Raw genomic sequence first — 25,931 nt, 5'->3', positions numbered from 1 at the left:
AAATTTAGAGTATTAGTTTAAAAAATCAAGAAAAAGCCCGAAAATCTTACTTTTTCCCCAGCAAACGAATCACCGCAGACTGCCCCACATGATAGTTGCCTTCCTCCAGATACAATTCTTTCTCTTCAAAAGCCAATTGACTCAGCCCTTTAAAATCCCCTTCCAATTCCTTTTGGGAAAAAAGCATGCTCACCTCTTTAGGACCTCCTGCTTTTGGATTTTTGGAATTAAATTGGATGTGTTTTTTAGAAAAGGCCTCCAAAATCACCAAGCCCCCAGGCTTCAATAAGCTGACCAACTTTTGATGGATTTCAGCGCGGAAACTCACTGGAAAATGGGCAAAAATCAATACCAATAAGTCAAATGAATTTTCCTCAAAACCCAGCTCATCCAGAGTACCCACCCGGTAATCAAGACCCACACCTTTCTCTTTTGCCAATCGATCTGCTTTGCCTTTGGCAAACTCACTGATGTCAAAAGCAGTGACATCCCATCCGAGAGTGGCTGCAAACACGGCATTTCTCCCCTCTCCCTCTGCTGCAAAAAGTGCTTTCCCAGGGCTTAATTCAGATAATTCGGCCTGCAAAAACAAGTTGGCTTCCTTCCCGTATGCATATTCCACTGCGGCGTATCGCTCATCCCAAAACGCTTTCATGATTTCTAGATTAGTCGGATGAAAACTAAAAAAGGGAACTCGAAAGTTCCCTGTTATCCTATTTTACAAACTTCACCCGATCCAGGTTAAAGGTATTCCAAATGGAAACTCCGGATTCGGTTCTCAAAACAAAATAAAGATCCATGAAATCTCCCCTAGTCTCTACTGGCACTTTTACCGGAAAATAGCCTTTTCGATTGCCTTGAGTCAATTCCTCGGTCTGACCAAGTAAAGTTCCCTTAGGTCCTCCCTCACGAATTTCAATTACTCCTTTAATCCCAGCAGGATTCACCATCAATTCCAATTCTTTGATTCCTTTTAAATCCAACTGATCAAAAGCAATCCAAGACCCTTTTTCGGTAAATTTCACAAAATTGAGTCCGTCCGCATTAGCTTTAGCCGTGTTTTCAAAGCGATCGGCGGTCACAGCCTTGACTTCCGGATGCCGAAGCAGCAATTGGACATTTCCTCGAAGCGAGCCAATTTGGTTTGCCCCCTGATCGGTATAACTTGCCTGAATCAAATAGTAACCTTCCGGTTTCTCTTTTTGATCGGCGATGAACTCACCTTCTAAAGGCAAAACTTCCCTGCCATACGCTGGATCTTTCAGCGCTAAAATAAAATCAACCATCTCTCCTACCTGATCTTCCGGTAAATGGGTATGACCGGGCATGATGCGCTCATCGCTCCACACTCCACCACCACCATTTCGGATCTTTCCGATTAGATAATCTTTGGCATCGGTTTGACCTTTGTATTTGGCGGAAACTTCCTCATAAGTCGGTCCCACAGATTCATTGGCGATGGCATGACAGGCCTTGCAGCCCGCTTGGGTGATGAAATTTTCCCCAACCGAAACCTGCTCCTCCTGGTGACCTGCTTGAATGAGATCATATCCTCCCGCAATGTAATCAATAGAGAAATCCACCTTTTCTGGATCAATTTCCCCATCTTCCCGGTCCAAAACCTGCACAGAGTAATTCACTGATTCATTTTCAAAATAGAAGCTACTATTTCCCGCCCACTCGATAAATACTTGAGGGCGTTCATTTCCGACTTGAATTTCGACCGAGGCCGTTGCTTTTTCCCCTTCTAGATCTGTGACGGTCAATGTCACAGTGTAGGTACCCGGTTTCTCAAAGGTGTGAGTGGGGTTAGCATCCTGACTGCTCGCATTGGCATCGCCAAAATCCCAAGAATAAGAAAGACTGTCGGAAGGATCAAAATCCATTGAACCCTCGGATGAAAACTCTACGGTCAGTGGTGCTGCACCTGTTCGGTTATTGGCAGAGACCCGAGCAACCGGCTGACGATTGCCTGGAGCAAATTCAATCCGGTAAAGACCCGAATCATCATTTTGGGCACGCCAGTAGGTCCCGTACTCCAACACGTAAAGTGACCCATCCTTAGCAAATTGCATATCCACAGGCTTGTCAAAAACAGTCGCGGGCATAAAACGCTCCATCGTATCGTATTCGTAATTTTCCGTCAGGGAAACAGTGAAAATCCAGTTTCTCATCCAGTCATAGATGAAAAGTTTATCATTGTAATAGCCTGGAAAGCGAACTGGTGATTGCTCAAAATCCTCACGATGATAGACCGGCCCGGCCATGGCATTTCGACCTCCTGTAGCCAGCATGGGAAACTCTTCCGACTCATCGTAAGGATACCAAATCAATGCGGATTGAGCAGGTGGTAATTTTTCCAATCCAGTGGTATTGGGACTGGTATTCACCGGTGCACCAGGATCAAATTCAAACAAGCTCTCCTGGGTATCAAAATCATATTTCCAATACGATTTGTTGTTCCCCACAAAATAAGGCCACCCATAAAAGCCCGGATTTTGAGCCAAATTAATTTCGTCATGACCTTTGGGACCTCTTTTTAACGAATCCACTGACGCATCGGGCCCCACTTCTCCCCAAAATAGATTGCCAGTATGCTGATCGATAGAAATGCGGAAAGGGTTTCGATTGCCCATCACATAGATTTCCGGCCGGGTATTGGGAGTACCTGGGGGAAAGAGATTGCCTTCAGGAATACTGTAGGATCCATCGGCTTCAGGTTTGATCCGAATGATCTTTCCTCTCAGATCATTGGTATTTGCCGAGGTCTTTTGTGCATCCACATTGGCAGGACGGTCTTGCCGCTCATCAATTGGGTTGTAATTATCCGATTCAAATGGCGTGGTATCATCTCCGGTAGAAAGAAAAAGTAATCCATCGGCATCAAACTCAATCGAACCGCCGGAATGACAACAACCTCTAAAAACGGGGATTTCCAAGATCACTTTCTCCGAGGTGAGATCTAGCCTATTATCCACAAATTCAAATCGGGAAAGTCGGTTAACATCTGGAGAATAATCCAAAGGAGCATAATAAAGATAAATCCAGCGGTTCTTTTCAAAATCAGGATCCTTAGCTAGGCCCAAAAGCCCATCCTCATGCTCCAGATAGACTTCCAGTTCGCCAACTACTGTGGTTTCCCCTGTTTCGGCTTCGTATAATTTAAGTTTACCAGCACGTTCAATAAAAAGCACATCCCCGTTATCGAGGACTTCGAGCTCCATGGGTTCGTTGAGCTTTTCGACCAAAGTCACTTTGGTAAAGCGAGTCTCGTCGGGTTTGATGGTAGCAAAGGGATCAACCTCTTTTGGGGAGCAATTCCAAAGCAATCCGAGCAGGACAAAAAATCCTGAAAATCGACCAAAATTCATGAAAGCAAGTTTTAGGTTTATTTAGCCTTCAAGATATACATGCTGAAGCAAAAGTCATGAACCGATAGTGGAATTGAATGGAAACGATTCCGTAAAATCATTCACTCATCGCCAAGCGATACCGCCACACTTCTCTCAGCTGCTCAATCGCTACTTCGAAGGGGGGATAAATCGGGTTGGAGGAGCAGAGCAATAATTTTTCCTGATCCTTAATGCGATTATACGCGATTTTGAAGGTGACTCCATCCTGCTCGGTGACGATCACGTAGCGCTCCCCGTCTTTGATCGCCATCCAGTCATCCACATATTCGCAAATGATCCAAGCACCATCGGGAATCGGCAGCATAGAGTCTCCGTCTACCTGGAAGACCCGATGCTTTTTATCCATGGGGAGAAAAGGCAATGAAAAACGAGGCAGTTCTGAGATAAACTCCGGATCGGAAAATCCTGCCAAGTAACTCGCTTTCGCCCGCTGGGAAACCACTTCGATGAGTTCGCGTCCCTGCTCATCAACCGTAGTGGACAAAATTCGAAGTTTCCGCCCTCTTAAAAACTGATCCGTTTCAAGCAGTTCGCGGAGCTTGTATTCTGAGTAGCTGCTGAGCTCTTCTTTGAGCAAAATGTCAAGTGATATCCCAAGGTAATCGGAGAGCTTAACCAAAGTCTCGATCGGAGGATTAATGTTTGACTCATATCCCGCGAGCTTGGATCGGGAGATACCCAATGCTTGGGCGAGGGATTCTTGGGTGAGATTTTTCCGTTTTCGGAGGAATTTAATATTCAAATTGAGACACATCATTTTGTAACACTTTTGAGTGAATGGCTTTAATATTTTTTTTAGACAGCTCGGCGAGCAGATAACCTATCGCCTGAGCGAGGTGAAGGGCATCTTAACGAAATCCTATCTTTTTTATCATGACAACTTGCGCCACTTCCATCAATAATCCTTCTCCAAATCTAATCTTTTTGATTAAATTATAAACATTAAAATGTCAAAATAATTAACAAAAAGCAATGGAAGGGAAGCGGAGTATTGCGCATATGGATTTGGATACGTTTTTTGTGTCGGTGGAGCGGCTTTTTGACAGCCGGCTCGATGGGAAACCCATCCTGATCGGAGGTTCGAGTGACCGGGGTGTGGTAGCTTCCTGCAGTTACGAGGCGCGAAAATTCGGCGTACACTCGGCCATGCCGATGCGAACGGCAAGGCAGCTTTGTCCTGAGGCAATCATCGTCAAAGGAGATTTTGAAAAATACAGCCAAAAATCACATGAGGTCACCGAGATCATCAAAGAATCCGTCCCCCTTTTCGAGAAATCCTCCATCGACGAATTCTACATGGATCTGACGGGTATGGACCGCTTTTTCGGTTGCTTCAAGCTTGCCCATGAACTCCGACAGCGAATTATCAAAGAGAGTGGACTGAATATCTCCATGGGGTTGTCCGAAAACAAAACCGTCTCCAAAGTGGCTACCGGAGAGGCCAAGCCTAACAACGAAAAACAAGTACCCAAGGGACAAGAAAAACCATTTCTGGCTCCACTCTCGGTACGAAAAATCCCTATGATCGGAGAAAAAACTTCCCAAACCCTTTACAACATGGGCGTCAAAAAAGTCCACACACTCCAGCAGATGCCTTCCCAACTCTTGGAAGCGACCTTTGGAAAAAACGGAAAGATGATTTGGGAGAAAGCCAACGGCATTGACCGAAATCCAGTGATCCCCTACTCTGAGGCCAAATCGGTATCCTCCGAAAATACCTTCGAAGAAGATACCATTGACGTGAAAATGCTGGAAGCCACGCTGGTGGCGATGACCGAGCAACTCGCCTCCAAGCTTCGTCAGAAAGGCCAACTCACCGCCTGTGTGAGTGTGAAGATTCGTTATTCGGACTTTGAGACACATACCATGCAGCAGCGCATCCCCTACACTTCTGCGGATCATACGATCCTGCCCGTGGTGAAGGAACTCTTTCGCAAGCTCTACAGCCGACGTATGCTCATCCGTCTGATCGGCGTGCGCTTTAGTAGCCTGGTCTATGGCAACTACCAGATCAAACTTTTCGAAGACAGCCAAGAGCAAATCAACCTTTACCAAGCGCTAGACCGACTTAATGTCAAATATGGTGACAAAACCGTCTGCCGAGCCGTGGCCATGGGCGTAGGAAGAAGACGATTTAACCCCTTTAATGGGATGGAGGTGTAAGCAAGTCGGAAGTCTAAAGATATGGAACAAAACCCTACTCCCACCTCTTCCACCCATCCGAACACAATCCATCAATCCACCCAAATTGAAGCGCTTTCACTTTTGTCAATGTCAAGCTTTCCGATTTTACTGGGAATATTCAGCCATGCCTGATCTTTGAGTCTTCCGGTCAACTCCCCAATACTGCCTTTGAGAAAAAGTTGGCCGGAGCGATAGTCTATCGTCCCGCTATCTAGACTGGCTAGGCGCAGTTCATGATCAGGGCTTTCAAAAGACAATGAGTCCAAGGTCAGATCAGTTAGATAAACCCTACTTTTATCAGAGACCAGAATCTGACTCAGATTTTTAACATGCAGTGCAAAACTTCCATTTTCGCCCTGCTGCAGCTGATCGATATACAAGGTGTCATTGCTGACTCGATAGTTTTTGATAGGATCTGTTTTTGGTGGTTTTACATCACCTCCATGGATGGAGATGTATTCCAGATACGTAGAATCTGATAGTTCAATTTTCAGGTAACTCGTGTTTTGAATTTTCACCGCCGAAAACTCTTCTGATAATTGAAATTTTTTCGATCGAACCTCGTCTACAAAGGAAAATTGAGGAGTTAAAGTGAAGGACACCACTAGGGTAAGTGCCAAGGAAACCCACAAAAAACCGAGGTAACCAAAAATCAATTTATTGCTCTTCTTCATGTTTATTGTCATTAAAATGGATAACTGCTAGTAGTGATTTAAGATCTGTTGAGTCGAGGCGTAAAACTTGAATCTGATGAAGGATGGGGGGCAACGTTTCTGTAAAGAATTCTTTGCGTTGAATATTCAAAAGTGTTGACTTGGCATCTAAAGACACGAAAAAGCCGATCCCCCGCTTGTTTTCCAGAATCCCCTCCTCCTCCATTAGCGCATAGCTACGCATGACCGTATTGCGATTGACTTCGATATCAGCGGCAAGTTCACGCACGGAAGGGATTTTATCTCCGGGCAATAGTTTACCGGTAAGGATCTGATCGACCATCCAATCCCGAATCTGCAGGAAGATATTTTTATGTTCGCTAAAATTCATTTTATACCTGCTTTTCGGTCAGTTTCACATAGCCCACGATATAGGACAGAATAACCGCCATCCAAATCCAAATGGCGCACATCAAAAGAAATAGCGGAGTTTCTGCAAAAATCTCCGGTTGATCAAATTTCAGCATTTCTACTGTCGACTGACCATTTCTGATCAAAGTGCCAGGATTCATCATCCAGGAAAGTCCAAGGGATGTACCCGTTAAAATCAAATAGGAAATAAACAAAACCAAAGGCATCCCCAGTAAATTATATTTTCCAAAAATCAGACTCCCCACCCACATTAAAGAAGGAATCATGGCAAGTAGCCCAATTACGATTACTTTGACGGTATTCAATTGGCTACCAAGATCCCTGATGACCCAAAATTCCGTGAAGGATAAAAAGCCTATATAGTTCAGTTGAATCCCTGGTAAAGTCATTGGACCCAATGCTCGGAATAAGCCTAAACCCATATTGGAAGCTACCCAAAACACCAAGGGATAGACTATCCCCAATCCAAAAACTTTAATCACAAACTCGGAAAGATACTTTTCCAAATTGGAGGCGGGAAGCAGTAAATATGATCTTGCTCTGCGACTATTCCGTAAAGGCCAAAAGCTATTTCCCGTCCAAAGCAAACTAAGCACAAAGAATCCAGAGAAAAAGAGCCCCTGAACAAACCCTGACTCTAGGGTCATGTAGCCACTATTTGCGTAAAGAACCACCAAATATAAAATCACCAAAATAGCAATTGTCGTTGCTATCAGCGTGCTATAAATCCATTTGTATACCGTCCAATCATACCTCAGCAAGGAGAATATGCGGGAAAATTTCAACTCAAATAGTGGACTGCTCATAGGGAAAAAGAATTAGAGTATGAAGAAAGAAGGGGGAAATCGCTTCCCTTGATGACCGCTTGAAAAAGCAATTCTAGATTAACCGAAGAATGGGATTGCGACTCTCTTGGCTCAATGTATTGTACACCCAAAGTAGTAGATTGCACAAAAATAGCTTCACGGGGAGCTTGTGGCGCTATCCCGAAATAATAGCCATCAGCCAGGTCTGAAAGATTCGCATCCAGCTTGATTCTACCTTGATCCAATATCACCACCCGATCCAGGATATTCTCCAGGTCCTTGACCAAATGAGTCCCGATCACCACGGTCTGATCTTCTCTGATTACAGAAACCAACTCTTTCCTAAAAGTAGCTTTGGATGAAATATCCAAGCCATTGGTCGGCTCATCCAATAAAATCAAGGAGCAACCTGAGCTTAAGGCAAAAGCTAGAACAACTTTTTTCTGCTGACCAAAAGATAAATCCTTTATCTTGATTTTGGCCCCCACTTCAAATAAACCCAACAAACTCTTAAATCGGTCCGAATCAAAGCGCGGGTAAAAAGGAGCTGTTATTTTTTCATAATTTAAGGGTGTCAGACTGGCTGGCAAGTAGCATTCATCTGGAACAAAGAACACCTCCTTTAAAAATTCCGGCTGACGTTCTTTAGGACTATACTCCTCCACAATAACAGCTCCCTTTTGAGGGAAAAGAAGACCAGAAATCACTCTCAAAAAACTGGACTTGCCGGCCCCATTTTTTCCCAAGAGCCCCACGATATTCCCTGTGGGAATTTCCCAGCTCAAGGCTGAAAACAAGGGCGATTTTTTAGGATATCTAAAATGTAAATTTTCTATCCGGATCATAGTTGATGTATTAGTGTCATAGTGTATTATGACACTAACATATTATTAAAAATTTAGCATCCAAAATTTTCCGCTACTTATTTTTGAAAAAATCAAATCCACAGGAACAAACTGTGCAAGAGTATCAACAAAAAAGGATGCCACCTCCAGTAAAGATGACATCCCAAACCTCCAACTCAACTTATTCTAGTCTTAGGCAAGAAATAAGGAAGCAATTCCCAAAACCTCATTCATACTCAAGGGCTCATCCCACCCTTCAGCCACTGCCGCCGAATCGATCCCCGTGAGACTGGCTACATTCACGCCACCATGAGTCAGGTTATCCTCTCCGGCATAGATGGCTTGTGTAGCTGCCGGAAGCGAACCAATTGATGCATTGGTAATCCACCCCTTAATATCATCCTGTCCTTTTTTGGTTCGTAATCTCCTTACCATAGAAGCATGACGTGCCTCCACAGAGTGTATGGACAAAGCGGCCGTCAACACCACATCGCTTTCCATCACGTTAGCCGCCTGCCCTTTATATGCCCTTACCCCAGTATCCTCAAATGCTTGAGATAGCGCCAAGAATGTAGGGTAATCAGTAAACGGAGAGAAGTTCCCTCCCGCAGTAAAATCAAACTCAGGCTCTGCTACAGGATCACCTCCCAATACATTACTAATCACTTCCTGCAGAAATAGTACATGAGCTAATTCATGATCCCGAATTTTGGTAAAAATGGCCAAATCTCCCCCTTCGATCACTCCTGAATCCAATCCCAATTGATAGTATCGATATTCCAAATGCTCCAAAGTCAACGCATAATTCAATACCCCAATCAAGCTTTCTGTATCCGCTTTAGCTACCCGAGGAATCGCAGATAGAATGGACAAGGGTACCGCAGCGAGTGCGACTTTCTTTCCAAAATCACCAAACTGTCTAAATGCCTCTCTTCTGGTGAAAAACATATCTTTTTGTTCCGAATTTTGAGTATCCGGACACATTTTATCTAATAATTTAATTAAGTTCATAACTGTGTTTTGTTTCGGTGAAAATTAACTTGGCAACTGGCTAAAATCGATCGGTGTCGTCACAAAGGAACTCGCCGCGGTCAACACTTCGGAGAAAGAAAGAGTGCGTTCCAATCCATTGCTATCAATCAAATCATCGCCGGCAAAATCCGCCGACCCCGGATTGATCAGATCTCGAATAGCTGCTGCATGACGCGCCTCCACAGAAACGATCTTTCCAGCGATCAATAGGAAATCAGGACTTTCCAGAAACTGGCCTGCACCATTGTAAGCGGCCACACCCAAATCTTCAAATGTTCGTGCCGTGGCTAAAACTGAATTTCGACTATTGAAGTCGATGGAAGAAAAATTCACCTCCAAACTTTCGATTGCGTTACTCCCTAAAGCTGCCTTGAAAAATTCCCGATGGGCACGTTCGTGTTTTTCCAAGTCACCCATAATGGTCTTCTCTTCTGCACTGGCATTGGCAAAATATCCGCCTTCCAAAACTGCGGCGTAAAATGCCGCCTCCAACTGCTCTAAGGCATAGGCATAGTTCAAAATCCCGATATCTCCCGAACCCAAATTCACCCCTGGATTCATCGGGATAGGATCATCTTCATCATTACAGCCAACCAATAATAGCCCAGCTGCTGCTACTGAGAGTGTGCCCCTTTTAAGAAATTGGCGCCGATTTGCATTTTTCACCAGTCCCGGTGATTTGATCAATTCATTTTTCATTTTTTTGGTGTTTAGGTTACAAGATTTTGCTTCTGACGTTCATCAAAAATTAAGTGTGCATGCATCTACCAAGCAGGTCGATTGATAAGGAATTACGAACAAAAGAGTCCACTTGGATTGAGTTGCAGAAAAATCCATTTATGAACATTGAAAGCAAGCCTTAAAAAAAGTAGAAAAGACACTTTGCCGGTACCTAAAGAGAAATCCTTAGCAGCTTTTTACACCCGAACCTTCAACCAGTTCAGAATCAAATCCAAAACCTCATTTCGATCCAAATCATTGAGCAACTCATGATAAGCCCCCTCAAACAATCGAATCGTTTTATCTTGAGAATCAGATTGATCAAAAAGCAACTGGGACCCTTTCGGATTAGTCAGTCGATCAGCAGTCCCGTGCATAATCAAAAAAGGAAAATCAACTTTTCGGGCATTGGATTGAATGTAACGCATCATCTGTAGCAGCTCATAGCCGGTTCTCACTGGAATCTTATCCTGATAGACCAAGGGATCATTTTTATATTTCTCCACCTCTTGGGGAATTCTAGAGACACCCAGGGTATCCAATGCCAAGGCTTTGAGTCGAGGTGAAATCCGGTTTAAAATCCCTGAAAGCAGCATCAACAGCGCCGAAGTACCCTCTGCCTCTTGAATTGCCGGTGCAGAAAGAATCAGCCCATTTGTTTGTGGACGGAATTTAAGCGCATAGGCAGCAGCCATACCTCCTCCCATACTGTGACCAAAAATAAAAGCAGGCACATCGGGAACATACGATTTTACTTTTCCGAAAAGCGCATGAATGTCACTTAAGTACAACTCATAAGAGGTGAAATAGGCGCTAGGAGTTGGTAAGTCGGACTTGCCATGTCCTCGGCCATCAAAGGTGAAAACCGCCAACCCAAGATCTGATAGTCCTGAGACCAACTTTTCATATCGTCCACTATGCTCGCCTAAACCGTGAATCAATAGCAAAGATGCCTTGGGTTTTTCAGGTATCCAGGCTTGAAGGAATAGTTCAACTCCATCGGGACTTACATAGTTTGTTTCTAAATGATTCATGGCAATTCTTCCTTTGAAACTGAAAATAACAAAAGAATATTTTAATCCCGAGCTAAGTCCCCAAATGAAGAATCAAACCTAGCAAAAACAAGTGCTGTTCGATTTTGAAAAAACCGCCTCAAATGCGTTCAAAGTGGGTTTTTGTGCCAAAACGAACGTTTTTATTAATCCCGAAAATAGACCGATTGAACCGAAAATAGCCCTAAAATCATAAATCCCCTCATTGTTGGAACCTTCCCCTTCATCCTACGGTATAGTAGGCTAACAATGTCAAGAAAATTGTTTTACTGCTCATACGGAGAGTAAGGCTTTTCTCTAGTTTAGTTGATCCGACATTGTAGCAGGAAACCCCTTAGGGTTTCCTGTCTTTTTTTGATCGAACTCTTGCCTTCCATCTCGCTTCTCGGAATAGTTGCTATTGGATTTTAATTTTTAGCTAGTAAATTAATAGTTCAAAACAAAATTTTTAAACGGACACCCACAGCTTCACCCCAACATGCCTTTAGTAAACATCAAAAAAGAAATATTAATTATTGAGGATGATCATTCCTTTCAAATGATCCTTAAAAAAACTTTTACCGCCTTGGACCCAAATTTGACCATCCATTCTTTTTTTGATGGTCTGGATGCCATCGAATATGTTCGCGATCCGATGGATGAAGATACCCGACTTTATAAATCTGTAATATTGTTGGATTTGACTATGCCTATTTTGGATGGCTGGGGATTCTTGGATTTATTCCATAATCTACCCAAATCCATTCAAAATCATTACACCATCTTTATTGTCAGTAGCTCGATCAACAAATCTGATCGAGAGCGCGCACTGACCTACCCAGGGGTAAAAAACTACTATTCCAAACCTCTTTTGGTGGCCGACTACACTAAAATTTTAACCTATTGTAACCTGGCTATTGAATAAAAGAGCCTTTTTCTACCTATAAAATGGCTCTTTTAATTCCTTTAATTTACCATGGGATAATACTTATCTCTTAGCCAAAAGGAAACTTTGACTAGTAAAATCAAAGCTGGCACCTCAACAAGGGGACCTACTACGCCTGCAAAAGCTTGTCCTGAATTCAGACCAAATACGGCTATGGCAACTGCTATGGCCAATTCAAAATTATTCCCAACCGCGGTAAATGCGATGGCTGCGTTTTTATCATATGCTGCACCGAATAATTTACTCAGGAAAAACCCAATCAAAAACATCAGCGCAAAATAAATCAATAAGGGAACGACTATTCTCAACACATCGCCCGGAATCTCAACGATCAATTCCCCTTTCAGTGAAAACATCACCAGAATAGTAAAAAGTAAGGCTATCAACGTAATCGGTGCAATGGTTGAATAAAATAATGGGTATACCATTTCTCTCCTTTGATATTGACCAGGATCAAGCGACTAAGCAATCCCATCAAAAAAGGAATCCCCAAATAAATTGCAACACTCTCTGCAATTGTGCCGATGGAAATAGCAACTATTGCTCCTTTAAATCCAAAATAGGGAGGCAATACCGTGATGAAAATCCATGCATAAAAACTATAGAAGAATACTTGAAAGATGCTATTCAAGGCAACCAAACCCGCCCCATACTCCCGGCTTCCATCCGCTAGATCATTCCAAACCAACACCATGGCAATACAGCGAGCCAATCCAATTAAGATCAAACCAACCATATATTCCGGATAATCCTGGAGAAAAATCAAAGCCAAGGCGAACATCAGAACAGGGCCAATAATCCAATTAAGAACCAAAGAAATACTCAGAATCTTAATGTTTCGAAACACCTTCGGAAGTAAACGATAATCAACTTTTGCCAATGGCGGATACATCATCGCAATCAAACCTATTGCTATGGGGATATTGGTACTTCCACTGCTCAAAGACTCGATGGCCAAAGCTGTACTCGGAAACCAGTAACCCAACCCAACTCCTACTCCCATAGCCATAAAAATCCATACCGTCAGGTAGGAATCCAAAAAGCTCAACCGTTTAGACTCGCTCATTTTATTGGATCTTAGAAAAAACGTAAAACAACTCAGAGGCAATCTGTAAGGATCGTTCATCGTATTTGTCAGCTTCTACCTCTGTCCCATCAAACGCCTTTGGATCTTCATAACGAAGGGGAATTCGCTGCTCTGTCCCGGGGATATAAGGGCAGTTTTCATCGGCATGATCACAGGTCATGACAGCAGCAAATTTTTTCGCCTCGTTTGCCGGATCATCATAGGTTTTAGAAAAAGCCAAAATGGGTTTGCTGTTCTCGGAATAAAAAATCTGAAAGTGCGGATTGTCAGTTTCATCTGATTGAACCACTTCAAATCCGGCTCGCTTTATGGACTCCACCGCTCGCACATTAAAAGCGGTGACCTCCACGCCACCTGAATAGCAGTTGGAGGGAATACCAAAATAATCTGCTGCGGTCTGAGCCCAGATCTGCGAAAATTGGCTGCGCCGAGAATTATGTGTACAGATAAAATTCAAATTCACCTGTTCTCCTTGATTGATTTTCTCTTGGATATAGGTAATCAAAACGCTTAAAAGCAGTTTTCGATCTTGCGCAATTGGCAGTTCAAGTGCTTGGTGGACCGTCTCAGACAGTTGGGGAAATAGTTTCATCAGTATATAATTGTTTTTCAATGGTCACAGGGAATCTCGCAGGGTTGACAGTCATCGCAATGGGTGACTAATTAATCATGCTCGATTTCAAGTCCCAGGTATGGAGTAAAAAACATTAACAACAACCCGAACCCGGTGCACAGCTAGAAGCCTGCAATTGGGAAAGTCTCACTTTGGGCTTCTCAGCAGGAATCCCACAGTTGTCTTTTGCCAAACAATCGGTCATTTTGGTCGTCAACTGGAAGTTGGCTCCATTGTGATCCAAACCATATTTGCCGATGGTATCCCCTTGATATTCCACTTCGATTTCCAAATCGGGAATTCCTACTATTCGCTCGGAAAGCTCAATGATTTTTATCAATTTTTCGGGATGCAATCGGTGATCGTAATCGTCAGCGTTCCAAAGTTGAAAATTGACTTTTTGTTCTTCACGAACAGTCCCCCCACAGTCGATAAAGTGCTTATTGATCAAGCCAACTTCGGTCACGTGAAAATGGCTGGGAACCAATTCTCCATTGGGTAGCTCGAAAGCGATCGTTTCGGATTGATTCAGAATTTGTTTTGCTTCGGAAAGTCTCATGATTTATTGCTTTATTACGATGATTGAATACAAATTTTTTTAGCAGTTATTCCCACAGCAAGCCTGATAACTTTCAAAGAAATCCTGAAAGAGGGATTTCAAAGCATTCCAATTTTCAGGATTGATGCAATAATTGACGCGGGTTCCTTCTATGCTCCCTTGAATAATCCCAGCATCTTTGAGCTCACGTAGGTGCTGACTGATGGTCGCCTGGGCAAGACCTATTTCCAAAACCAAATCTCCATTGACACAGGATTGGGTTTTGACCAAATGCTGCAGAATGGCAATTCTTGCCGGATGTGCAATTGCCTTTGCCATAAGGGCGAGTTGATTTTGCTCGGCGGTAAAAAGATGTGTTTGGGTCACTCCCATTTTCTTTCTAAATATTTATTGCAATATTACGATGATAAAATTTTTAAAACCAACTCTGATCCCATTTTTTTTAATTCAGTCTGAAAACCAAAGACAGGTTCCATTTACCAAAGGATTTTTTTACCTTGTATCTCCACGGATCGTTTAACCTTTCCTTCTTTCTTTTCTTGATCCTTATTTATTCTTTATGAAAGCTACCTGGAATAATCAAATCTTAGCCGAAAGTGAACAAACCATCATCATCGAAGGCAATCATTATTTTCCCCCTGATTCGATCAAACGCGAATTTTTTAAAAAATCGGATACCCAAACCAGCTGTCCCTGGAAAGGTGAGGCATCTTACTATGAAATCCAGGTAGACGGCAAGGTCAACCCCGATGCAGCTTGGTATTACCCTTCCCCAAAACCAGCTGCAGCGCAAATTAAAAATTACATTGCCTTTTGGAAAGGTGTATCTGTCAGTCAATCCTAATACGATCCATTGGATTTTCAAAAAATTTTAAGTACCCCACCCCCAAGATTAGCTACATGGGTAGTTTTGTTTTTGTTCGTTGTTGCCATCACCTTTAGTTGGGCGGGACCTGGTTTTTTTCAATTTATCAATGAGAGCACATCTAATTTGATGGATATTTTTGGTCCACTCTACTTGATATTGGGATTCTTAGCTGTAGTAATCGGAATTATTCTATCAATTCATCCTATCAGTAAAAAGAAGCTTGGTGAAGGCAAACCCCAGTATGGATTGTGGTCTTGGATCGCCATGCTTTACAGCACTGGAATGGGTTCAGGTTTACTCCTCAGAGCAGTTCAAGAACCCGTCTTTTTTCTTCATAATCCTCCAAGGGTCTCCGGGCATTCTGCTGAGGTTTTCGCCTTGGAGTACACTTTCTTCCATTGGGGTTTGACTCCTTGGGCATTTTATGGATTGACTGCAATACTCGTCGGTTGGTTTTATTATCGCGGAAAAAAAAGCTTCTTATTTTCTGAACTTCTCCTTGGCTATTCCTTCAAAAATAAATGGGGAGGGGATGTTATCAATTTTCTCATAATCGTTACCACATTTTTTGGTGCCTTGGCTTCAATTGGTCTTGGAAGCCGTCAACTGTTGGCCTCAGGTCAATTTTGGGCTGGTCCCACTTGGGATGCCAAATGGGCTTTTATTCCGCTTGCTTTCCTTTGTATTGCCGCTACATTCTCGGCCTTGCTTGGTATCAAACAGGGAATTAAAAGACTATCTAATCTCAACATAGCCGGTGGGATTCTCCTTTTAGCTTTTGCATGGATTCAAGGCCCGATCTTGGATACACTGAGAATATTTTCTCAAAGCCTTGGGTATTATTTACTCGAATGGTTACCCATGAGTCTAAACCTAGGTCAATGGTCTGTTTCAAATGACTTTCTGAAAAATTGGACCGTTTTTTATTGGGCATTTTGGCTGGCTTGGGCACCTTTTACCGGGATTTTTATAGCTCGAATTTCACAAGGTAGGAGTATTCGGGAGGTACTTTTAGGCACGCTCTTCATTCCTTCAGTGGGCACCTTTCTTTGGTTTTCCATTTTTGGAAATCATGCCTTTGACTTAATCGCAAATCAATCGCTCACAGCAAAAGATTTGGAGTCGGTGTACCGTTCCATTTTTATGTTTTTTGGAGCATTGCCCTTTTCAAAAATAACCCAGTTTCTTAGTTCTTTTTTCTTGGCTACTTTTCTAATTACCTCCATTGACTCGGCCATATTTGTCCTCAGCATGTACCTTGATTCAGGCAAAAGAGAACCTAAAAAACGATTTCGCTTCTTTTGGGGAATAGCATTTTTCGTCCTGACTGCCTTAGTTTTATGGAATGGAAGCGAACAATTGCTCCTTTCTATCAGTACTATTCTTATATTAAGTTCTTTACCTTTTGCAGTGGTTTTCTTACCACTTCTTTTCTTTTTATTTAAAAACTTAAATTCAACTTCTCATGACAACAGCTGATTTGCTCCACCAATTTCAGCTCACCAGAAAGCATACCGAAGAGATCTGCGAGCCGTTAGAAACTGAGGATTTCATTCCTCAACCTATCCCTGATGTCTCGCCTCCCAAATGGCACTTAGGTCATACCACCTGGTTTTTTGAGCAATTTATCCTTGTTCCCTTTGTTGAAGGCTATCAAATTTATCACCAGGATTTTGCGTTCCTTTTCAATAGCTATTACAATCATGCTGGCAAACGAGTTCTTCGGCCTAACCGCGGATTAATGAGTAGGCCTCCGGTGAGAGAAGTCATGAAGTATCGCCGTTACGTCAGTCAGGCTATTGAAAAAATGCTTGACCAAGACATTAAAAATCCAGCTATACTCCAACGACTGGAATTGGGAATCAACCACGAACAGCAGCATCAAGAATTACTAATTTATGACCTCAAATACATTTTGGGATACCAACCCACTTTTCCAATATATGGGGATGCCTTTCAAACTAACGAATCCTCAATAGGTGGTTTTTTAAAAATACCTGAGGGATTGTACTCAGTAGGTTTTGAGGGTTCGGGATTTTCGTATGACAATGAACATGGACGTCATCGCGTTTTTTTAGAAGCCTTTGAAATTTCCGACCAACTGGTAACCAATGGAGAATATTTGGAATTTATTCAAGCTGGTGGGTACGAAAATTTTGATTATTGGCTGGATGAAGGACTAAGTTTTATTCGAAATGAAACGATCAGAGCACCACTTTATTGGCATTTGATCCAAGGAGAATGGCAACATTATACCCTCTCCGGCCTTCAAAAAATAAACCCAAATCTACCTGTACAGCATATCAGCTACTATGAAGCTCAGGCTTTTGCTGCTTGGAAAGGGTGTAGATTGCCCAGCGAATTTGAATGGGAAGTAGCTTCGGAAAAATTCGATTGGGGGAAGCTTTGGGAGTGGACGGGAAGCGCTTATCTGCCCTATCCAAGATTTTCCAAAGCCCCTGGTGCCCTGGGGGAATACAATGGCAAATTTATGGTCAATCAACAGGTGCTTCGTGGTGCTTCAGTCGCCACCGCAAAGGGCCATTCCCGCCCCACTTATCGTAATTTTTTCCATCCTGCAGCACGATGGATATTTTCAGGAATCCGATTAGCCAAATAAAATGATTTCAACGACACAGACTTTCCTAAACGAAGTTCTCTCTGGACTTCATCAGAACCCAAAAACCCTATCCTCAAAATATTTCTATGATGAAGAAGGCTCTAAAATTTTTCAGGAAATCATGGATATGCCCAGTTATTACCTACCCCGGGCGGAACTCAACATCATTCAGACTCAATCACTGGCTATTGCCGAATTATTCCGAGATAAGCCTGTGGATCTAATCGAACTAGGGGCTGGAGATGGTCGAAAAATGGTTCATTTCGTTAAAAAGCTCCAAGCTAAAACCAGTGAGCTGACCTATTGGCCGTTGGACATTTCTGAAAGTATTTTAAAAGTGAATAAGCAACTTTTTGAGCAAGAAATTCCAGGTATATTGGTCAAGCCTTTACCCGGAGATTTCTTCCAAACGCTACCCGAGATTAAAGACAGAACCCATACTCGAGTTGTCCTCTTCGCTGGAAGTAACATTGGCAATTTCAGAAAAGAAAAAGCAATCGAATTCTTAAAATTCGTAGGGGAACATTTACAAATGGGGGATTATTTTTTGCTCGGTGTAGACCTCAAAAAACACCCCCGCATCATCCGAGGTGCCTATGATGACCCAGGTGGAATCACCAAACGATTCAACCTGAATTTGTTAAAAAGAATCAATCGGGAACTTGATGGAAACTTTGAGCTAAAGTCTTTTGACCATTATGCCACTTACCATCCCATTACCGGAGCCTCTGAGAGCTTTTTAATTAGTCTTGAAAAGCAAACCGTAACCATCCATGGAGAACAGATTTCCTTTGAAAAAGATGAAGTGATCCAAACTGAAATTTCCCAAAAATACGATCTACCCATGCTGGAAAACCTAGCCGTGGAATCTGGATATCAAATGGACACGATCGTAACCGATTCAGAAAAGCAATTCGCTTGGGTTCTGATGAAAGTCACACAGAATTAATCGTTCCTTCTTCCTTTTACTCCATTATTCCCAAGGCAAAGCGCATCAAGGTTTCTTGAAAGTAAAGCGAATATACCGCTTGGGCCTGATCTGACTTTGCCGAAACCCGCTGCTGGTTGGCAGTAGCCAAATCCACAAAGGTAGACAATCCAAGACGAAATCGCTCATTCACAGCTAGGTAAGCTTCCTCAGCGGCGTGGACTTGAACCGCTGCATTTCTATACTTTTCAAGTGCAGCTTGGTAATTTTGGTGAGCCAATTTAACGTCTTGGAAAACCCGCCGGTCCAACGCCTCTTCTCGCAAACTTTCATTTTGATAAGTTACGCGGGCTCGAACAACCGAGAGTTTGGTCTGCCAATTATTGAAAATTGGGATCGAAAGACTAATCCCAATGGTATTTTGGGGATAGATCTGTAAGAGTTGTTCACTGGGACTTCTGTCATCTAAGGAAGTAAAGAAAGTGTTGTAATTAAAGTACGCATTCAACCGAGGATAATACATCGCCTTGGATGCCTGAATGGATTTCTTAGCAGCTTGAACCAAAAGTGCTTGCTGATCGAGGTCAACCCGATTTTCTACAGCCATCCCTACTAATTCTGAGAAACTTTCTTCTGCGAAAATAAATCCATCTGAATCCCCAAATGCCACAGATTCCAACTCAGGAATCGTCCCCGTCTCCAGCTGAAGGTATTCTGTGAACGCCCAACGATCGTTCTCCAGGGTGACTTTCGCATCTACCAATACCGATTCCAGCCGAGCCACTTCCGACTGCTGATTATAGAGGTCGGAAATGGTCCGTATTCCCGCATCGACAAATCCCTCGATTTGCAGGAGTTGTTGCTTTTGGTTTTCTAAATTTTCAGTGGCTATTCTGACCAATTCTTGATCCAAGAGAACTTGTAAATAACGCTGAGCAACATCAAAAACCACCTGTTGTCTGGCTCGTTTCAATCCATTCTCTCCAGCCTGTAGTGCCAATTTTGCTGCCTGTGTCTCCAGAATTCTTCTTCCTGAATTGAATACAGGTACATTCATGCTCAATCCGCCGGAAATAATTTCATTGGTCACATTGGTCACAACGATTTCACCTTCTACCTGCTGAAATTGCTGTCCATTTTGTCGGGCAAAATTGGAATTGATATTCGCAGAGGGAAAACGTGCGAAGAGGGCAGCTTTTCGCTCATGCTCCAGCACTTCCTGATTGTTATTCAAAATCTGAAAATCCAAATTTGCTTTTAAAGCATATTCAACCGCCTGATCAAAATTCAAAGACAAGGTGTCCTGAGCTTGAAGCTTCCCTACAAAAAGGAAAAGAGCAATAACTGCGCAATTAAATCTTCTCATCACTTTCTATTCTTCCGTCAATTAATTGAATAAGTCTAGTACCATATTCGGCATTTTCTCTCGCGTGGGTAGCTTGAATAATGGTTGTTCCTTCTCGATGAAGCTCTTGAAAAATTTCCATAATCTCTTTGGCCTGTGCCGAATGCAGGTTTCCCGTAGGCTCATCTGCCAACAGCAAGCTAGGTTTCCCGGCAATTGCTCGGGCTATTCCGACCAATTGCTGCTGCCCCCCACTCAACTGGGCAGGAAAAAGATCTTTCTTTGCGACCATTTTAAATCGATCCAGCAAGTCCGCAATGATACTTTTCCGCTCTGAAGAACTCACATTCCGGTACAAAAGCGGAGTTTCGATATTTTCATAGACGGTCAGTTCATCAATCAAATGATAGGCCTGAAAAATGTAACCAAACTCACTTTTATGCAGATTGGATAGTTCACGCTGTTTCATCTTACGGATGTCTTTGTCCCCAAAGCGATATTCTCCTTCAAAATCCTCGTCCAACAAGCCAAGAATATTCAGTAAGGTGGATTTTCCGGCACCCGATGGACCCATAAGTGTGATAAATTCTCCTTGGGAAATGGTCAAATTAATTCCCTTAAGTAAAAAAATCCGTTGAAATCGGGATTCGATGTATTTGTCAATATGCTGAAGTTCGATCATTATTTTTAGAAAAGGTTTATTCTGATTTTAATGTTTTGGATGGATTGACGCGGTAGACTTTCCAGGTTCGATATCCAATAGTAGTCAGAGCCAAAGCCAAAACCGTCACCATAGAAAGTAAATAAGGTCCCCATCCAACCTGTGTTTGATTGGCAAAATCCTCCAACCAGTTTTGGGAAAACCAAATCCCAAACCCAACGGCTAATAGGGAGGAAACAGCCAGAAGTTTAACAAAATCAAGAGCCAAGACCCCAAGAACATCCCACGCAGTTGCACCAAGAACTTTTCGAATACTAATTTCCTGAGTTCTTCTCAAGGCAACATAAGACACCAATCCAAAAAGACCAATGCAAGCAATAAATACGGCTATCCCCGCGAAAAGCGAAAAGATGAAGCTGGATTTCTGCTCTGAAGAATATAGATTTGCATAAGCCTGATCCACAAATTGGGGATTGAAAGGTCTATCGGGCACCTGCAGGTTCCATACCTGTTCCAAACGTGCCAAATGGGAAGACGGGTCACCTTCGGGAATTCTGATTAACAAGACATTAGCTTCACTAGGGCTATTGAAAATAACCAAAGGACTAACTTTTTGATGTAGGGAATTAAAATAAAAATCCTCCACCACACCTTTGATTACCGCATTCCTCATGTCACTTAAATTGACTCTTTTACCAATCGCCTCCTCAGGGCTCCATCCCATTTCTTTTACCGCAGATTCATTCAGTAAAATGGGAAACTCCTCTGATCCATCTTTGAGTTGGTCCCGACTAAGATCGGCTTGAGAGAAATTTCCTCCAGCCAGAAAGTTTATGTTCAAGGTAGAAATCAAATCCAAATCTACCGCATACCCAGTGATCATAAATTCTCTCGGATTGTCTCCACCTGGAAAAATTTTATATCCTGCTTTGATATGAATCGGCATATCGGCCGCCTGAGCAATGGATACTGCTGCCCCAGATCGTTTCATCTCTTCTTTGATCAAAGGAATTTTTTCTCGGGCTTGATAAGGGTAACTCAAAGAAATAAGCCGTTCCTTCTCATATCCCAAACTGACTTCGCGCATGAAATCCAATTGACTTTTGACCACAAAAGTTGCAATCAATAAGCCCATTGATACAAAAAATTGAAAGACGACAAGGGATTTTCTAACCCAAGCCCCTCCGCCCAATTTCACCTTATTATCTAAGGCACTTATAGGTTTCATCCCAGATAATATCAGGGAAGGATAAGTTCCTGAAAAAAAACCAACAAAGACTAAAACACTTGCTAAAAAACAAAAACCCAAAGGGGTTCCCAATAAACCTAATTGTAAGGGAACCTGAATCCAATTCGAAAGAATTGGACCCAAAAGATACACGACCAAAATACTAATCATCAAAGCGAACAAAGTCAAAATCATAGATTCAGAAACAAACTGACCGAAAAGCTGAGTCTGGCTAGCTCCTAGAACCTTCCTTAGACCCACTTCTTTATTTCGCTCGGTGGCTTCTGCGGTAGCTAAATTGACATAGTTAATTATTCCGATCCCAAGGAGTAGAAGTGCTACAATACCAAAAATGTAGAGGTATTTTAGATTCACGCCCGGTTTAATCGGAGAAAGACTGGGGTCTCCAGTATGGATAGCCGTTACAGGTTGAGTGTAAAAATCAGTCTCAAACCCATATTCCTTTTGATCGCTTCCTAAATTACGATCCACCATTTCTGCAAGGTTCCGCTCAAAATCCGCCACATTCGCCCCCTCCTTTAGTTTCACGTAATTGTAGTAATTGCTTGGAGACCATTGGGGGTCTTTTCCATGGCGGTGTGTCTGAAATGAAGCTAAAAAATCGAAGTCCAGATGGCTATTTTGGGGAAAGTCTTCCATTACTGCCAATACCTTAAACGATCTATCATCCACTTTCAAGGATTTGCCCACCGCATTTTCTACAGTCCCAAATAGCCTCTGGGCGGTACTTTGGGTTAAAATTATTTCAAAAGGATGTTGAAGAATCTTAGATTTTTGCCCTGCCAAAACTTTCAAATCAAAGACATCAAAGAAGTATTCATCGGTGTAAGCAAATTTAGACTCCTCCTGATTACCCATTCCTGCGTCCACCATCACGGTGGAAAATATTCCTAAATCGAAAATCAGCGTGGCTTTTTCTACCTCTGTAAACTCATCCCTGAGTACGACCGGAAGCATGGAAGGAGAGGTCCCTACTAGCTGTCTTTCTCCAGCTGAAACAAACTCCTGATTGATTTTGTAGATTCTCTCGGCATCCGAATACATCCGATCATAACTCCATTCATGGAAGATGTATAGTGAAATCGAAATAAAGCTGACCAAAGCTATCGTCAGCCCAAGCAGATTGATTCCCGCATAAAGCTTCCGCTTTTGGAGATTTCGAAACGAGATTTTAAAATAATTTTTCCACATGGCTCAAAGATGTTAGCATATAAGCAGCCTGTTAAAATTGAAAGAAATGGCTTGACGCATTCGTTTAATCCTTCATTACTTCTAACTACTCAAGGCTTATAATTCCACTATTATGCCATAAAAAAAGGCCCTGAATACCCTCCAGAGCCATTCTTTAAATAAGGTCCTATTTAATTTTGCGTACAATTTTGTTCGGTGGCGGACGAATCTCCAGCTGCTACTAAACTTGATCATTCATCTTGAAGAATTTTAGCCGGGTTGGTTTGAGCGGCTAAAAATGCGTGCAAACCTACTATAGCCAAACAAATCAACATCACTCCCAGTCCAGAACCTACAAAAATAAAATAAGGCATTTCGACCCGATATTGAAAGTCATTTAGCCAGTCTCTGAGAAAATAATAAGCCGGAAAAATCGCCAGCAAAAAAGAAATCCCTACTAAAATGACATAATCTTTTGAAATCAACCCAAGGATTTGTGCAAGTGAAGCTCCCAGTACTTTTCGTATGCTGATTTCTTTGGTTCTTTGAGCGATCGTGTGGGAAGATAAGGCAAACAGTCCCATTATTGAAATTAAGATCGCCAAAATACAGGCCGCACCAAGCACATTTCTTATCCTTAAATCTTGTTCATAAAATTGATTGATTTCCTCATCCAAAAAATTAAACTCAGCTGTTTCATAGGGATAAATGCTGTTGAAAATTTCTTCCAGCTCCAATTTTGCAGAGGCTAAATTTTGACCTGATTCGAGCTTAACGGTAAGGGTCTGAAAATAGGCTGGATTAGTGGTCATTATCATTGGCCTGATATCTTCTCTCAGGGTTCGGGAGTGATAATTTTCAATAACGCCTACCACCTTACATTGCTTGCCATTAAATTCTATCTCCAGATTCAAAATTTCTTCGGGTTGGGAAAGTTCGGCTTCCTTCAGAAAATTCCTGTTCACCAAGATCTCATCTTCCTGGGTTAAGTGACTTTTACCAGCCAACAGTGGAATCCCATTCACGCCAACAAATGCCGAATCCACGTTCATTACTTGAACATAAACCATTTTTTCGGTAGTATCTTTAGGAATAAAAGCATCTGAAGTCCAAAGACTGGTAGAAGAAACTAAACCTCCGCTCAAACTTGCCCCTCTGACTGTTGAACTTTGATTGAGCCGCTCCTGCAATTGAACCATTTTTTCTTGCGGTGACATAAAAGGCAAGCTAGCATACACAATGGCACTCTTGTCAAAACCTAGCGGTTGACTGGAAACGAAGTTGATTTGGTATTGGAGTGTTAAAACAAGAATGACAAAGGCTATGGAGGAAGAAAATTGAATTACGGTCAGATTTTTTCTTAAAAATACGCCAATGGAAAACCCGGGAGAAGAATTCTTTTCCCCCTTTAGTGCACGTTGCGGATTATAGCCAGAAAGGATCAAGGAAGGATATATCCCCGCAATAAGAGCAAGGGCTAATGGAACTAGCGCATAGAATATCAAATTTTGAATTGCCCAGTAATCCATTGAAAATCCCTGAGGAAGATAGGAAAGGAAAACTATACGAAGACCCTCTGCCAATATCATCCCCACACCAGTAGCCATGAGTACGAGAAGATAGGTCTCCGTTAAAAACTGCATCACAAGTTCCCCTCGTCTTCCTCCTAAAGTTTTTCGGATTCCGACTTCTTTGGCTCGTCCTAGGGACTGTGCGGTTTCCAGATTTACAAAATTGAGTGTCGCTAACGCCAATATAATCAATCCAATGTAACTAAGCCCTTCAAGAAAAACCTTCGAAACTGAAGAGTCGTCGTAGTTCTGTCCAAAATGAAGATCGGCTAAAGGCTCCGTGGAAAAGCTGGTTTTATTTAGGTTATTTTTTTCATAATTTTTTTCGACCAATTTATCGAGGGAAAGATCCAAATCTTCAGGGTCGGTAGAGGAGTTGATCTTGATGAAAAGCTGTGAACTGGAATTAACAGACCCCCAACTATGCAATCCATACCATTCCCTTTGCTGATCTGTTTGAATGGTAGCATACGAAATAAAATCTTGAAAAATCAAATCGGTATTTTCTGTATAATCCTCCACTACCCCTTTCACCTGAGCTCGGATAGTATCCTTTTCGATCCAGGTCAATTCCTTTCCTAAAGCGTCAATGGCTTCCACCCCTGGAAAATATTTTTCCAAATGACCTTGAGTAATAACCACTGAGTGGGGCTCAACAAGTGCCGTTTGCGGATTACCTGCCAACCATTTCCTGGGAAAAATTTCAAAAAATCCCGGATCCGCAAAGGTTGCTTTATCGGTTCTGCCCATTACTTTATTCCCTTCAGGCACCACCACTAAAGTCTGATGGAGCGTGTATAACCTTCCCTTTTCGATAATTCCGGAAACCTCTGAATCAACGACCTCTCCCAATGGACCTGGAGTTCCTGAGTTTGGATATTTTTCCCCGGTGTGATACTCTGTTAGTGTATTGATTCGGAAAATATGTTCCCGATCCGGATGAAACAGATCGAAACTATAGGCATGCCAAACTACATTGAAAATCAAAAAACAAATTGAAATTCCCAAGGAAAGGCCTAGCACATGCACGCTTGTCCTTAGCTTATTTCGAATTAAATTTCTCCAAGCAATGGTAAAATAATTTTTGATCATAGAAAACAAGGATTACGTAAGTCAAACAAAGGTCTAAGGCCTGCAACGAGGCATCAGGTTTAACCTGAGTAGAATTGATAAGTCTAGAAACTAATCACCTTCTCCG

General features: G+C 42.4%; 23 protein-coding genes and 1 pseudogene. 6 read left to right on the top strand and 18 right to left on the bottom strand.

Features of this window, described 5'->3' with window-relative positions:
* Positions 1-46: 46 nt before the first annotated feature.
* From Q0L00_RS02425 to Q0L00_RS02415, 3 genes are all read right to left on the bottom strand, one after another.
* A complete protein-coding gene (locus Q0L00_RS02425) occupies positions 47-655 on the bottom strand; it encodes a class I SAM-dependent methyltransferase (RefSeq protein ID WP_297335270.1) in 609 nt (202 codons plus the stop codon).
* Positions 656-713: 58 nt separating this feature from the next.
* Entirely contained in the window at positions 714-3,371 is a 2,658-nt protein-coding gene (locus tag Q0L00_RS02420; RefSeq protein ID WP_297335269.1) for a PQQ-dependent sugar dehydrogenase, read from the bottom strand.
* A 97-nt stretch (positions 3,372-3,468) separates the two neighbouring features.
* Positions 3,469-4,167, bottom strand: coding sequence for a LexA family transcriptional regulator (locus Q0L00_RS02415; protein WP_297335344.1), 699 nt, complete (start codon positions 4,165-4,167; stop codon positions 3,469-3,471).
* A 218-nt stretch (positions 4,168-4,385) separates the two neighbouring features.
* Here Q0L00_RS02415 and dinB point away from each other — a divergent pair, with 218 nt between their 5' ends.
* Positions 4,386-5,576 (top strand): DNA polymerase IV, encoded by a 1,191-nt coding sequence (gene dinB / locus Q0L00_RS02410; protein ID WP_297335268.1) that lies wholly within the window; start codon positions 4,386-4,388, stop codon positions 5,574-5,576.
* A 71-nt stretch (positions 5,577-5,647) separates the two neighbouring features.
* Here dinB and Q0L00_RS02405 read toward each other — a convergent pair whose 3' ends face one another.
* The 7 genes from Q0L00_RS02405 to Q0L00_RS02375 all read right to left on the bottom strand — a co-directional run bounded on the left by Q0L00_RS02405 (position 5,648) and on the right by Q0L00_RS02375 (position 11,119).
* Entirely contained in the window at positions 5,648-6,271 is a 624-nt protein-coding gene (locus tag Q0L00_RS02405) for a hypothetical protein (RefSeq protein WP_297335267.1), read from the bottom strand.
* Positions 6,255-6,641, bottom strand: a complete 387-nt coding sequence (locus tag Q0L00_RS02400; RefSeq protein ID WP_297335266.1) for a GntR family transcriptional regulator — start codon at positions 6,639-6,641, stop codon at positions 6,255-6,257. The genes Q0L00_RS02405 and Q0L00_RS02400 overlap by 17 nt, the downstream gene beginning before the upstream one ends.
* A gap of 1 nt (position 6,642) precedes the next feature.
* Positions 6,643-7,488, bottom strand: a complete 846-nt coding sequence (locus tag Q0L00_RS02395; protein WP_297335265.1) for a hypothetical protein — start codon at positions 7,486-7,488, stop codon at positions 6,643-6,645.
* Positions 7,485-8,333 carry an ABC transporter ATP-binding protein gene (locus tag Q0L00_RS02390; RefSeq protein WP_297335264.1) on the bottom strand — a complete coding sequence of 283 codons (849 nt, stop codon included), beginning with the start codon at positions 8,331-8,333 and terminating at the stop codon, positions 7,485-7,487. Before Q0L00_RS02390 ends, Q0L00_RS02395 begins: the two co-directional genes overlap by 4 nt.
* Positions 8,334-8,525: 192 nt before the next feature.
* Complete coding sequence (locus tag Q0L00_RS02385; protein WP_297335263.1) at positions 8,526-9,344, bottom strand: ferritin-like domain-containing protein; 819 nt, start codon at positions 9,342-9,344, stop codon at positions 8,526-8,528.
* Positions 9,345-9,368: 24 nt separating this feature from the next.
* The gene (locus Q0L00_RS02380; protein ID WP_297335262.1) at positions 9,369-10,064 is read right to left on the bottom strand and encodes a ferritin-like domain-containing protein; all 696 of its coding nucleotides are present in this window, start codon (positions 10,062-10,064) and stop codon (positions 9,369-9,371) included.
* A 218-nt stretch (positions 10,065-10,282) separates the two neighbouring features.
* The gene (locus Q0L00_RS02375; RefSeq protein WP_297335261.1) at positions 10,283-11,119 is read right to left on the bottom strand and encodes an alpha/beta hydrolase; all 837 of its coding nucleotides are present in this window, start codon (positions 11,117-11,119) and stop codon (positions 10,283-10,285) included.
* Positions 11,120-11,615: 496 nt separating this feature from the next.
* Here Q0L00_RS02375 and Q0L00_RS02370 point away from each other — a divergent pair, with 496 nt between their 5' ends.
* Positions 11,616-12,041: a response regulator gene (locus Q0L00_RS02370; RefSeq protein WP_297335260.1), complete on the top strand. Its 426-nt coding sequence runs from the start codon at positions 11,616-11,618 to the stop codon at positions 12,039-12,041.
* Positions 12,042-12,082: 41 nt separating this feature from the next.
* On the opposite strand, the pseudogene arsB reads toward Q0L00_RS02370, so the two are convergent.
* From arsB to Q0L00_RS02350, 4 genes and pseudogenes are all read right to left on the bottom strand, one after another.
* Positions 12,083-13,128, bottom strand: a pseudogene (gene arsB / locus Q0L00_RS02365) (ACR3 family arsenite efflux transporter).
* Between the two features lies 1 nt (position 13,129).
* Positions 13,130-13,741: a protein-tyrosine-phosphatase gene (locus Q0L00_RS02360; protein ID WP_297335259.1), complete on the bottom strand. Its 612-nt coding sequence runs from the start codon at positions 13,739-13,741 to the stop codon at positions 13,130-13,132.
* Between the two features lie 115 nt (positions 13,742-13,856).
* Positions 13,857-14,321: a DUF6428 family protein gene (locus tag Q0L00_RS02355; RefSeq protein WP_297335258.1), complete on the bottom strand. Its 465-nt coding sequence runs from the start codon at positions 14,319-14,321 to the stop codon at positions 13,857-13,859.
* 39 nt (positions 14,322-14,360) lie between these two features.
* The gene (locus tag Q0L00_RS02350) at positions 14,361-14,693 is read right to left on the bottom strand and encodes a metalloregulator ArsR/SmtB family transcription factor (RefSeq protein ID WP_297335257.1); all 333 of its coding nucleotides are present in this window, start codon (positions 14,691-14,693) and stop codon (positions 14,361-14,363) included.
* Between the two features lie 187 nt (positions 14,694-14,880).
* Between Q0L00_RS02350 and Q0L00_RS02345 the strand changes: the two genes are divergently transcribed.
* Genes Q0L00_RS02345 through egtD form a run of 4 tightly spaced genes read left to right on the top strand, consistent with a single transcriptional unit; the run spans position 14,881 to position 18,758 of the window.
* On the top strand, positions 14,881-15,165 hold the full coding sequence (locus tag Q0L00_RS02345) for a DUF427 domain-containing protein (RefSeq protein ID WP_297335256.1): 285 nt from the start codon (positions 14,881-14,883) through the stop codon (positions 15,163-15,165).
* 9 nt (positions 15,166-15,174) lie between these two features.
* Entirely contained in the window at positions 15,175-16,668 is a 1,494-nt protein-coding gene (locus Q0L00_RS02340; RefSeq protein ID WP_363318495.1) for a BCCT family transporter, read from the top strand.
* Positions 16,655-17,809, top strand: coding sequence for an ergothioneine biosynthesis protein EgtB (gene egtB / locus Q0L00_RS02335; protein WP_297335255.1), 1,155 nt, complete (start codon positions 16,655-16,657; stop codon positions 17,807-17,809). The genes Q0L00_RS02340 and egtB overlap by 14 nt, the downstream gene beginning before the upstream one ends.
* Position 17,810: 1 nt before the next feature.
* Positions 17,811-18,758: an L-histidine N(alpha)-methyltransferase gene (gene egtD / locus Q0L00_RS02330; protein ID WP_297335254.1), complete on the top strand. Its 948-nt coding sequence runs from the start codon at positions 17,811-17,813 to the stop codon at positions 18,756-18,758.
* A gap of 16 nt (positions 18,759-18,774) precedes the next feature.
* Here the strand turns inward: egtD and Q0L00_RS02325 are convergent, their stop codons facing one another.
* From Q0L00_RS02325 to Q0L00_RS02310, 4 genes are all read right to left on the bottom strand, one after another.
* Positions 18,775-20,103 carry a TolC family protein gene (locus tag Q0L00_RS02325; protein ID WP_297335253.1) on the bottom strand — a complete coding sequence of 443 codons (1,329 nt, stop codon included), beginning with the start codon at positions 20,101-20,103 and terminating at the stop codon, positions 18,775-18,777.
* Entirely contained in the window at positions 20,090-20,764 is a 675-nt protein-coding gene (locus Q0L00_RS02320) for an ABC transporter ATP-binding protein (RefSeq protein ID WP_297335252.1), read from the bottom strand. The genes Q0L00_RS02325 and Q0L00_RS02320 overlap by 14 nt, the downstream gene beginning before the upstream one ends.
* 16 nt (positions 20,765-20,780) lie before the next feature.
* Positions 20,781-23,183, bottom strand: coding sequence for an FtsX-like permease family protein (locus Q0L00_RS02315; RefSeq protein WP_297335251.1), 2,403 nt, complete (start codon positions 23,181-23,183; stop codon positions 20,781-20,783).
* A 230-nt stretch (positions 23,184-23,413) separates the two neighbouring features.
* On the bottom strand, positions 23,414-25,825 hold the full coding sequence (locus Q0L00_RS02310) for an ABC transporter permease (RefSeq protein ID WP_297335250.1): 2,412 nt from the start codon (positions 25,823-25,825) through the stop codon (positions 23,414-23,416).
* Positions 25,826-25,931 lie beyond the last annotated feature (106 nt).

The organism is Algoriphagus sp. (assembly GCF_024305035.1).
GTDB lineage: Bacteria > Bacteroidota > Bacteroidia > Cytophagales > Cyclobacteriaceae > Algoriphagus.
Note: the sequence above shows the minus strand (reverse complement) of the source record. Positions and strands in the feature narration are given on the sequence as shown.